Source organism: Arsenophonus endosymbiont of Apis mellifera (assembly GCF_903968575.1).
In the GTDB taxonomy this organism is placed as follows: Bacteria; Pseudomonadota; Gammaproteobacteria; order Enterobacterales; family Enterobacteriaceae; genus Arsenophonus; species Arsenophonus apicola.
In genome coordinates this window covers 43,122-54,756 of the sequence record NZ_CAJCFU010000079.1, presented here as the reverse complement: position 1 = coordinate 54,756, position 11,635 = coordinate 43,122, and the positions used below count along the sequence as shown (strand labels likewise).

10 protein-coding genes are annotated in these 11,635 nt (G+C 40.1%); 5 read left to right on the top strand and 5 right to left on the bottom strand.

All coding sequences use genetic code 11. The features are described 5' to 3' along the window. Positions 1 to 151: 151 nt before the first annotated feature. From H1X92_RS14015 to H1X92_RS14005, 4 genes are all read left to right on the top strand, one after another. Entirely contained in the window at positions 152 to 1,699 is a 1,548-nt protein-coding gene (locus H1X92_RS14015) for a type I restriction-modification system subunit M (RefSeq protein ID WP_180560727.1), read from the top strand. Continuing rightward, on the top strand, positions 1,696 to 1,830 hold the full coding sequence (locus tag H1X92_RS16105; RefSeq protein ID WP_255499001.1) for a hypothetical protein: 135 nt from the start codon (positions 1,696 to 1,698) through the stop codon (positions 1,828 to 1,830). Before H1X92_RS14015 ends, H1X92_RS16105 begins: the two co-directional genes overlap by 4 nt. 32 nt (positions 1,831 to 1,862) lie before the next feature. Beyond that, on the top strand, positions 1,863 to 2,951 hold the full coding sequence (locus tag H1X92_RS14010) for a restriction endonuclease subunit S (RefSeq protein ID WP_180560726.1): 1,089 nt from the start codon (positions 1,863 to 1,865) through the stop codon (positions 2,949 to 2,951). 63 nt (positions 2,952 to 3,014) lie between these two features. After that, positions 3,015 to 6,254 carry a type I restriction endonuclease subunit R gene (locus tag H1X92_RS14005; RefSeq protein WP_180560725.1) on the top strand — a complete coding sequence of 1,080 codons (3,240 nt, stop codon included), beginning with the start codon at positions 3,015 to 3,017 and terminating at the stop codon, positions 6,252 to 6,254. Positions 6,255 to 6,531: 277 nt separating this feature from the next. Here the strand turns inward: H1X92_RS14005 and ychF are convergent, their stop codons facing one another. Further along, complete coding sequence (gene ychF, locus H1X92_RS14000; protein WP_180560724.1) at positions 6,532 to 7,623, bottom strand: redox-regulated ATPase YchF; 1,092 nt, start codon at positions 7,621 to 7,623, stop codon at positions 6,532 to 6,534. A gap of 118 nt (positions 7,624 to 7,741) precedes the next feature. Beyond that, a complete protein-coding gene (pth, locus tag H1X92_RS13995) occupies positions 7,742 to 8,332 on the bottom strand; it encodes an aminoacyl-tRNA hydrolase (protein WP_180560994.1) in 591 nt (196 codons plus the stop codon). Positions 8,333 to 8,627: 295 nt separating this feature from the next. Here pth and ychH point away from each other — a divergent pair, with 295 nt between their 5' ends. Further along, positions 8,628 to 8,885: a stress-induced protein YchH gene (ychH, locus tag H1X92_RS13990; RefSeq protein WP_032115930.1), complete on the top strand. Its 258-nt coding sequence runs from the start codon at positions 8,628 to 8,630 to the stop codon at positions 8,883 to 8,885. Positions 8,886 to 9,084: 199 nt separating this feature from the next. Here ychH and prs read toward each other — a convergent pair whose 3' ends face one another. From prs to lolB, 3 genes are all read right to left on the bottom strand, one after another. After that, entirely contained in the window at positions 9,085 to 10,032 is a 948-nt protein-coding gene (gene prs / locus H1X92_RS13985; RefSeq protein ID WP_032115929.1) for a ribose-phosphate diphosphokinase, read from the bottom strand. 66 nt (positions 10,033 to 10,098) lie between these two features. Continuing rightward, positions 10,099 to 10,965, bottom strand: coding sequence for a 4-(cytidine 5'-diphospho)-2-C-methyl-D-erythritol kinase (gene ispE, locus H1X92_RS13980; RefSeq protein ID WP_180560723.1), 867 nt, complete (start codon positions 10,963 to 10,965; stop codon positions 10,099 to 10,101). After that, positions 10,962 to 11,615, bottom strand: coding sequence for a lipoprotein insertase outer membrane protein LolB (lolB, locus tag H1X92_RS13975; protein WP_180560722.1), 654 nt, complete (start codon positions 11,613 to 11,615; stop codon positions 10,962 to 10,964). Before lolB ends, ispE begins: the two co-directional genes overlap by 4 nt. Between the last annotated feature and the right edge of the window lie 20 nt (positions 11,616 to 11,635).

Below are 11,635 nucleotides of genomic sequence, written 5' to 3'. Positions count from 1 at the left end.
CAGTAAGATGAATCAAACATTAATCTTTATCTTTACACTTGACTTATCCTTTTGATAACCATCACAAGTTATTAGGATGATCTATTAGATTTCTGTTTATAAATAGGTAACAATAGTTCTATTATTTTTTATTGATACAAGTAATTGAACTATGGCCAGAAGACCAAAAGAAACTAAATCAGAGCCCTTAGAGGTTATTCTGTGGAAAGCTGCGGATAAATTGCGTAAAAATATTGATGCGGCTGAATATAAACACGTTGTACTAGGGCTGATATTCTTAAAGTATATTTCTGATTCGTTTGAGTCTCACTATGAAAAGCTCAACCAAGGTCAGGCTGAGTTTGCGGGTGCAGATCCAGAAGATAGTGATGAATACCTTGCCTATAATGTGTTTTTTGTGCCAGAGAAGACACGTTGGGCGACTTTGCTGAGTCATGCTAAGCAACCGAATATTGGTAAATTAGTTGATAAAGCCATGGAAGCCATCGAAGAAGATAACCCGCAATTAAAAGGGGTTTTATCTAAAGTCTACGCCCGCCAAAACCTAGATGCGACAGTTTTAGGTGAGCTGATTGATCTTATAGGGGATATTGCACTGGGCAATGCTAAATCGCGCTCCGCCGATGTGTTAGGACACGTATTTGAGTATTTCTTAGGTGAATTTGCCCTAGCAGAAGGTAAGCAAGGCGGCCAGTTCTATACGCCTAAATCGATAGTCTCTTTACTGGTTAATATGTTAGAGCCATATGAAGGGCGTATTTTTGACCCCTGCTGCGGTTCTGGTGGTATGTTTGTTCAGTCAGAGAAGTTTGTTGAATCTCATCAGGGCAATATTGATAACATCTCGATTTACGGTCAAGAATCTAATCAAACCACATGGCGGTTGGCTAAAATGAACTTGGCGATTCGGGGTATTAACTCTGAACAAGTAAAATGGAATAGTGAAGGCTCTTTCCTAAATGACGCCCACAAAGACCTCCGTGCTGATTTTATTATCGCCAACCCTCCGTTTAACGTATCTGATTGGTCAGGTGAACAGCTGCGTAAAGACGCCCGTTGGCAGTATGGCGTACCACCAGCTGGTAATGCTAATTTTGCATGGATGCAGCACTTTTTATATCACTTGTCACCTAAAGGGCAAGCCGGCGTAGTATTGGCGAAAGGCGCGTTAACCTCGAAGACTTCTGGTGAAGGGGATATTCGTGCTGCCTTAGTGAAAGATGCCAATGTGATTGACTGTATTGTTAACTTACCAGCTAAGCTGTTCCTTAACACCCAAATTCCAGCGGCATTATGGTTTATGCGCCGTGACCGCCACAACTCCTCTCACTATCAAAACCGCAGTGGTGAAATTTTGTTTATTGATGCCCGTAATTTAGGTCATTTGATTAATCGTCGCACCAAAGTGTTATCTGATGAGGATATTAAACTAATTTCAGAGACCTACCATAACTGGCGCAATAAAAGCGGTGAATACGAAGATGTAGCCGGTTTTTGTGCATCGGTAGCCGTTGAGAAAGTGGCTGAGCTGGATTATGTCCTGACGCCGGGGCGTTATGTTGGTCTGGCCGACGAAGAAGATGATTTTGATTTTAAACAGCGTTTTACTCAGCTAAAAGCGGAGTTTGAAGCCCAGTTAGAAGAAGAAGCAAAACTCAATCAGGCCATTGCTGAGAATTTGGCAAAGGTGATGGTATGAAACAACAAACTGAATTTGGGGATATTCCTGTTGATTGGCAAGTCAAAAAAATTATAGATATTAAATCTGATGATAAACGTGCGATAGCTATGGGGCCTTTTGGGTCTAATATTAAAACAGATAATTTGTAGATGCTGGAGTGCCAGTTATACGTGGCACTAACATGGATTATGCGAAATATGTTGATGGTAACTTTGTTTATCTTACAAATGAAAAAGCAGATGAGTTAATTGGCAGTAATTGTAAGCCTAATGATCTTGTTTTTACGCATAGAGGAACTATTGGACAAGTTGCATTGATTCCTCATAATAAATATCCTCGCTATGTTATTTCCCAGTCAGGGATGAAGTTGACTGTTAATCAGTCAATTATTAATTCAGAGTTTTTATTCTATTTTTTCAAATCTGATTATGGTCAGTATCAAATACTTAAATATGAAGCTCAAGTTGGAGTCCCATCAATAAGCAACCCGTTAACATCGTTGAAAGAAATGTATGTTCCAGTTCCATTGTTGGTAGAACAAAAAGCCATTGCCTCAGTCTTATCTTCGTTAGATAACAAAATTGACTTACTCCATCGCCAAAATAAAACCTTAGAAGCGATGGCTGAAACCCTTTTTCGTCAGTGGTTTGTGGAAACTAGCAATGATTATTGTAAAGAAGTAGAATTACATGAAATCATTAATTTCAATCCTAAAAGGATTTTGCTTAAAGGTTCAAATGCAATATATTTAGAGATGGCAGGTCTTAATACAAATACATTTTCTGCATCCGGTTATTATAATAGAGACTTTACATCAGGACAAAAATTTATAAATCAGGATACATTATTGGCTCGTATTACTCCTTGCCTTGAAAATGGCAAAGCAGGCTATATTCACTTTTTATATCAAGATAACGTAGGTTGGGGTTCAACAGAGTTTATTGTATTAAGACCTAAATCTGACTTTCATCCATTATTTGCATATATATTATGTCGTAATAAGGATTTTAAAGAATATGCAGAAAGTTGTATGGAAGGTTCAAGTGGTAGACAACGAGTTAATGTGTCTCATCTATCAATGTATACTCTTAATCTACCAAGTAATGATGTAATTATTCAATTCAATAAAACCCTAGCATCTATTGAGCCAAAGTTGGTTAGTAATGCATTGCAAATCCAAACCCTACAAAAACTCCGTGACACCTTACTACCAAAATTAATAAGTGGTGAAGTACGAGTAAAATATACACCTGAACATGTAGAACAATGATTGTAATAAGCAGCGTGCAACTGGCGCTGCTTTTTTATTACCTTTTGCTGAAGGATGATAAACATGTCAAAAATGACAGAATCCGATATTGAAATAATGACGGTCGAACAGTTGCAGGCTATCGGCTACGAGTATGTCTATGGCCCAGATATTGAACCATCTGGCATCAAGCCACTGCGTGCTTATAACCAGGTCATTCTTCAGGAAAAGGTATTAGCGGCAATAAAACGCTTAAATCCACATTTGAGTGGTGAACAATGTCAAGAAGCACTAAAACAGGTGACACAGATTAACTCCCCTGACTTAATGAGCAATAATCTGCGCTTTCATCGGTTATTAACTGAAGGGATAAACATCGAAGTCAGTAAAAGCGGTGCTACGCAAGGAGAATATGTTTGGCTGGTAGATTTTAATCAAGCGGATAATAATGAATTTTTAGTGGTTAATCAAATCACTATCCGAGAAGAGCGTAAAGAGCGTCGTCCTGATGTCATTATTTATATTAATGGATTACCGTTGGTAGTTATTGAATTAAAAAATGCGATTGATGAAAATGCCACTATTGAAGGGGCATATAACCAAATCAAAACCTATCAACAGCAAATTCCGTCACTATTTACTTACAACGCATTTAGCGTAATTTCCGATGGCTTAGAGGCTAAGGCCGGAACGATTTCGGCTGACCAGAGCCGCTTTATGACATGGAAAACCGATAATGGCATGACCGAAGCGAAAAATACCCAGCCGCAACTCGAGGTATTAATACAAGGACTATTAAATCCAGTCACTTTGTTGGATATGATCCGCCATTTTATGGTGTTCGAATCGAGCAAGCAGGAAGATAACAACGGTATTATTTCTATAAAAACTAGCAAAAAAATGGCTGCCTATCATCAGTACTATGCCGTCAATGCGGCCGTACTTTCAACCATCCGCGCAGCAAATGTTAACTCGGACTCACCGTCTGCTGAGGTGGCGATACGTCAACAAGGAAGAAGCCAGCAGCATTTAGTGCAACAACAGAAAGTAGGCGATAAAAAAGCAGGGGTTGTTTGGCATACTCAAGGTTCAGGTAAATCATTATCAATGGTGTTTTATACAGGAAAAATAGTGTTGGCCTTGGATAATCCGACAGTTGTAGTGCTCACTGACCGCAATGATTTGGATGACCAAATCTTTAGTACCTTTTCCTCTGCGGTTCAATTATTGCGACAGACACCTAAGCAAGCGGAGACGCGACAAGAATTAAAAGAACTGCTTAAGGTGGGGGCTGGTGGAGTAATATTTAGCACGATCCAGAAATTCCAACCCAACGGCGGTAGTTGCGTTTATGAGCAACTCTCTGATCGTAGTAATATCGTCGTGATTGCCGATGAGGCGCACCGTTCTCAATATGGTTTTTCTGCTAAAGAAGTGGATGTCAAAGATGATCAAGGCAAGGTGATTGGTAAGCGTACGGTATATGGATTTGCCAAATATATGCGCGATGCGTTACCTAATGCGACATATCTTGGTTTCACGGGAACACCGATTGAAAAAACAGATGTGAATACGCCAGCAGTATTTGGGAACTATGTTGATATTTACGATATTACCCAGGCGATTGAAGATGGTGCAACGGTACCTATCTATTATGAAAGCCGCTTAGCCAAAGTTAAAATTAGCGCGGAAGGACGAGAGCTTATCGAAGCTTTTGATGAAGATTTCAGTGAAGAGGATTTAACGCTAACCCAGCAGCAGCGCGCTAAATGGGCGAGAGTTGAAGGTATAATCGGTAGTAAACAGCGTATCAAAGCGATTGCCAAAGATTTAGTCTTACACTTTGAAAAACGTTTAGTGGCTAATGCTAATCAAGGGAAAGGCATGATTGTGGCGATGTCCCGTCGGATCGCTGCAGATCTCTATGCAGAAATTATTGCAATAAAACCTGAATGGCATAGCGATGATCTTAAGGATGGTGTCATCAAAGTGGTAATGACTTCTTCAGCATCTGATGGCCCTAGCATGGCAAAGCATCATACAACGAAGAAAGAAAGGCAACTACTCGCTAATCGTATGAAAGATGAAGACGATAAGCTGAAATTAGTGATTGTGCGTGATATGTGGTTAACCGGTTTTGATGCGCCTAGTATGCATACGCTATATATTGATAAACCGATTAAAGGACATAACTTAATGCAAGCTATTGCCCGAGTTAACCGCGTTTATAAAGATAAATCAGGTGGCTTGGTTGTCGATTACTTAGGGATTGCTGCTGATTTAAAATCCGCACTCTCATTTTATTCAGATGCCGGCGGGAAAGGTGAGCCTGCGCTTACGCAAGAGAAAGCGGTAGTCTTGATGCAGGAAAAGTTAGAAGTTCTTGAAGGAATGTTGTATGACTTTGATTACCATGAATACTTTTCGGCTTCAACCTCGCGTAAATTAGCCATTATTTTAGCAGCTGAAGATTTTATTTTAGGGCTTGATGAAGGTAAGGGGAAAACACGATTTTTAACAGCGGTAACAGCACTTTCTCAAGCTTTTGCTCTGGCAACTCCACATCCTGATGCAATGGAATCGGCTGCTGAAATTGCTTTTTTCCAAGCGGTAAAGGCAAGGTTAGTCAAGTTTGACGCTACAGCAGTGGTAACAACCAGTAATAAAAGTATGGAGGTTAGGGTTAAGCAGACTATCGACCAAGCATTAGTTACTGATACAGTGGTGGATGTATTTGACGCGACAGGTATCAAGAAACCGGATATCTCGATCCTCTCTGATGAGTTTTTAATGGAAATGCAAGATTACCAACATAAGAATATTGCACTGGAAACCCTAAAGAAATTATTAGCAGATGAGATTAATATTAGAACCAAAACCAGCGTTATACAGGGCAAAAAGCTGATGGACATGCTCACGGGTGCGATTAAAAATTATCAGAATAAAATTTTAACCGCTGCTGAAGTTATTGACGAATTGATTAAATTAGCCAAAGACATCAATAAAGTTGATTCTGAGGCTAACGAGCTTGGTTTATCGCCTTATGAATACGCCTTTTATACCGCAGTAGCTGAAAATAATAGTGCCCAAGAATTAATTGGAAAAGCCAAGCTTAGGGAGCTGGCGGTCGTTTTGACAGAAAAGATCCGTAATAATGTTACCTTAGACTGGACAATCAAAGAGTCGGCAAGGGCTAGAATTCGAGTCATAGTGAAGAGATTGCTTAATCGTTATGGCTATCCACCAGATATGTCTTTATTGGCAACAGAAACGGTATTAGCACAGGCCGAGTTGTTATCAAATGAACTATTAAAATCAAATTAGTGAATTATTTTTAGTGTGAAGTGATTAACTTTTGCTGTTTTACATTTAGTATCAGTAAGGATAACAAATTCAACTGGTTGTGTAAGTGAACTTTATTATACTCATTTGGAAAGAGAAGATAATCCAGTTGTATTCATCTTTATATTTATTTTATGTTAGGCTTTTGCGATATCTAATGAAATAAAAACAGCATAAAAACCAAATTAATTGCATGGATTTTATACTGTTTTTATAGTTTTGCTACTGAGTACTACAATCTGATATTAGAATTTTAGGCTTACACATTAAACAAAAAGTTCATTACATCGCCATCTTGCACAATATAATCTTTACCCTCGGCGCGCATTTTGCCGGCTTCTTTGGCGCCTTGCTCGCCGTTATAGTGAATAAAATCGGCAAAGGAAATTGTTTGGGCGCGGATAAAACCTTTTTCAAAGTCGGTGTGAATTTTGCCGGCTGCTTGCGGCGCGGTGGCACCAACCGGAATGGTCCAGGCGCGAACTTCTTTAACACCGGCCGTGAAGTAAGTTTGTAAATTGAGTAACTGATAACCGGCGCGGATCACGCGATTTAGTCCCGGTTCTTCAATACCCAGCTCGGTCATAAATTCGTCGCGTTCATCTTCATCCAGTTCGGCGATATCGGCTTCGATGGCGGCGCAGACTGGCACCACAACCGAGCCCTCTTGTTCAGCAAAGGCACTGACTGCATCTAGGTGGGGATTGTTTGTAAAACCATCCTCACTAACATTGGCAATATACATGGTGGGTTTCAAGGTTAAAAAGCTGAGATAGCGGATGGCAGCTTTTTCTTCTTTACTTAAGGCTAAAGTCCGTAGCATTTCTGCCTTTTCAAGATGGGGTAAACATTTAGTCAAAACGTCTAATTCAATTTTTGCATCCTTATCACCGCCTTTAGCTTTTTTCTGAATACGATGAATAGCGCGTTCGCAGGTGTCTAAGTCGGCCAATGCCAGTTCAGTATTGATGGTGTCAATGTCCGCTAGTGGATCGACCTGGCTGGCAACGTGGACGATGTTATCATCGTCGAAACAGCGAACGACATGGCCGATGGCTTCAGTTTCACGGATGTTGGTTAAAAATTGATTGCCTAAACCTTCGCCTTTAGACGCGCCTTTTACTAATCCGGCGATGTCAACAAATTCCATTGTGGTCGGCAATACTCGCTGTGGTTTGACAATTTGCGCTAATTGATCAAGACGAGGATCGGGCATCGGTACCACACCCGTATTAGGCTCAATCGTACAAAAAGGAAAGTTTGCAGCCTCGATGCCGGCTTTCGTCAGTGCATTAAAGAGCGTTGATTTTCCTACATTGGGCAGACCAACGATACCGCATTTAAATCCCATAAATATGTTACCTTAATTTTTATCTGTTCAACCGCGTATCGCTAATTGATATATATGAATAAATTTGTCGTTGATTATACACCTAAAAATGTTCTTGCCGAAGCGATGATGGCTTATATTAATTTGCTGCCTTAAACGCGTGTAAGCGGTTTACTGCTTTATTAACCCCTTCATTAAGCAGGATAGGTGTGCAACGTATTGCTTCATCAATGGTGTCATCAATTAATTTTTGTTCCGCTAGGGTCGGTTTGCTCAATACAAATCCGACAACGCTGTTTTTATCACCCGGATGACCAATACCAATACGTAAACGGTAAAAATCAGGATTGTTGCCCAGTTTATTTTGGATATCTTTAAGGCCATTGTGTCCGCCGTTGCTACCGCCCAATTTTATTTTGGCTGTCCCGGGCATTAAATCTAATTCATCATGGGCAACAAGAATTTCAGTGGGCTTGATACGATAAAAGCTGGCCAATGCTAACACGGATTTTCCACTAAGATTCATATAGGTTGTCGGTATCAGTAAGCGAACATCATTATTTGCCAAGTTGATCCTGGCGGTATAACCAAAGAATTTACTCTCTTCTTTCAGTAATTGATTATAATGTTTGGCTAATAATTCGACATACCAGGCCCCTGCATTATGCCGGGTTAGCGCATATTCAGCACCTGGATTAGCCAGACCGACGATCAGTTTTATGTTACTCACCATATTGTTTCACTATTTAGCCGATTTTATTAAAGAACATAGCTTACCTTTTCTGACAATGGAGTACAAAAAGTTAAATTGGATGACAGTAAAATCGGTTAATCAGGTTAGCGGCATGACGGTGACTATTTTTTCAATAAAAATAGTTTTATGTATAGATTTGTGAATAAAATCTTACCTAGTGTGATCACTTCCTCAATCTCTGTCAGAAAATTATTACTATAATATAGCAAAAGAGTCGCTATTTTTATTATTCAATATTGTACATAGAGATAAGTATGCTGGAGGGTATGATATGAAAAGAAAACAGTCTTTTTTATTAGGTAATTGTCTGATGGTTACTGGGATGGCAATTATGGTGATCAGTATTGCCTATAATATTTGCAATCATGTTTTTCAGTTAGATCTACCCGAATATTTAGCAGAAATATCACTGATTAGTCTTTTTATTGGTGCTTTGATTTGGTTAGCCGGTGCCAGGGTGAGTGGGCATGAAGGCATTGCTGATCGTTATTGGTGGCTAAGAAATTTTGATGAACGTCATCGCCGCTAATCGTTAACGCTTTAGCTTAAGCAACAAGATATCCGGTCAAAATAAATTTGATCGTATTTTAATTAACCCATTTATTGTAAGGTTATGCTGTTATTATCTTATAGCAAATAAAAACCCCGTGATAGGTATCAAAGGGTTTTTGATAATACTAAGTTAATAAATGCAGCCGCTAAAAATTTAACTCAGGATAATTTATTATTTAGTGTTCAAACATGGCTGAGATCGACTCTTCATTGCTGATCCTTCGAATGGCTTCAGCCAGCATGCCTGACAGCGTTAAAGAGCGAACCTTATTGAGCTGTTTGATTTCAGCTGATAAGGGAATAGTGTCACAAACAACCACCTCGTCAATGACAGAATCTTTAATATTAGCGACAGCATTACCAGAAAAAATGGGATGGGTAGCATAAGCAAATACCCGTTTAGCACCTCGTTCTTTAAGTGCTTCCGCCGCTTTACACAAGGTACCTCCAGTATCGATCATATCATCAACCAGTACACAGTCTCGATTAGCGACATCGCCAATGATATGCATAACTTGGGAAACGTTTGCTCGTGGCCGACGTTTATCAATAATGGCCATATCGGTATCATTTAATAATTTAGCAATGGCGCGGGCACGGACGACTCCGCCGATATCGGGTGACACGACAATCGGATTGTCTAGATTTTGTTGTAGCATATCTTCTAACAAGATCGGACTACCAAAAACGTTATCTACTGGAACATCAAAAAAACCCTGGATTTGCTCGGCATGGAGATCGACAGTTAAGACACGGTCAACACCAACACTGGAAAGAAAATCGGCCACTACTTTAGCGGTAATCGGCACACGAGCTGAACGTACGCGGCGATCTTGGCGTGCATAACCAAAATAGGGAATGACAGCAGTGATCCGACCGGCCGATGCACGGCGTAGTGCATCAACCATGACAACAAGCTCCATTAAATTGTCGTTTGTTGGGGCACACGTTGATTGTATGATGAAAATATCGCCACCGCGCACATTTTCATTAATTTGTACACTAACTTCACCGTCACTAAAACGACCAACCGCAGCATCGCCAAGGCTCGTATACAGACGATTGGCAACACGTTGAGCAAGTTCCGGTGTAGCATTACCAGCAAAAAGCTTCATATCAGGCACGTAAAAAACCTCAGGCTTGCGTCTATAAAGATATTATCGACCAAAAATATTATTATATTAATGGCTTCAATATCTGGAAATCCCAGCGCGGAATGTATGCAAAGGAGACTGGTTAACGCCTTGCGCAACGAAACCTTGCACCCACTCTGGGGCTTTATTTAACACCTTACGGGCAGCTACTTTAGTTTCGAATTCAGCAAAAACGCAAGCACCTGTGCCGGTAAGACGTGATGATGTATATTCTAGCAGCCATGAAATAAGCTCTTCAACCTCAGGAAAACGTTTTCTTGCGATTGGTTCACAATCATTTGCATATGGCCCTTGTAATAATGCGCTTAATGAGCGTTTTACTGAATTGCGTTTTAATTCAGGATCAGCAAAAATTTGTTGGGTAGCAATATTTATTCCAGGGTGAGCCACTAAATACCATTTTTCAGCCGGATTGGCTGTCAAAAGTTGATCACCGATGCCTTGTGCAAAAGCGGCGTGACCTTTTACAAATACCGGAACATCGGCGCCCAGCTGACGAGCAAGTTCGGCTAGTATATTATCATCAATATCCGTTTGCCAATGGTGATTCAAGGCAATCAAGGTGGTTGCTGCGTTAGAGGAACCACCCCCTAAACCACCACCCGTGGGTAATCTTTTATTAACATAAATATTCGCACCAAGCTGATTATCAGCACGGTCTATTTCCTGGCAATACCGCTGTAATAGATGCGCCGCTCTAACAATTAGGTTATTTTCCGCTGGCAAATTAATAAAGGGTGTAAGCAGCCGAATTTGATTATCTTCACGTGGTTCGATCGTGATTTGATCACCATAATCAAGAAATTGAAACAGAGTTTGCAGTTGATGGTAACCATCAGCCCGACGGCCGGTAATATAGAGAAATAAGTTAAGCTTTGCTGGTGAAGGCCAGGTTAATGTCATTCGTTTAGCGTCCAACTGTCCATTTTTAATTTGATGCGTAGTTTACCTTGCGTTAATTCAATACGACTAGGTAGTTTAGGCTGGCTATCTTGATGATAAGCCAGGTAGTTTAACTGCCAAGTTTCGCCATTTTGCCTATATTTGATAGTTTTTAACAGTCCATTTTCGTCTAATGTGAATGAGGTAGCATTGGTTGGTAAGCCGATTAACCAATAGGGCAGGTTTTCAATTGGAATTTCCATCCCTGTTAATTGATAAATCATCTGTGTTGGATGATTATTAACATATTTTTTACCGTCTCGATCCATTAGTTGAGTAACACTTGGTGTTACATTGAGCTCTAGTTCTGTTGTTCCTAGAGGATTGGTTAGCAACAGGCGGTAATTAGTCAGGCTATATTGCTGCCAAAAGAATTTGGCATAGGTTTTATTATCTGGGCCAATATAGGCAAAAGCACCACGTGTTTGAAATTTTGTCAGCTTGGCCAGTTGTTGCTGGTGGCTTATCCATAAAGGATTGGTTATTGAGCCGTCTTTTTCAGTTGTTAATTGTTGATTAAATGTACAGGCAGTCAAAAAAATAGCAAGTAGCGGAATAAATTTGCAACAAACGTGACGTAAACTGGCAAACTGCTTGGCAAAGAGTATCATTAAATATTTCCTATTCACTC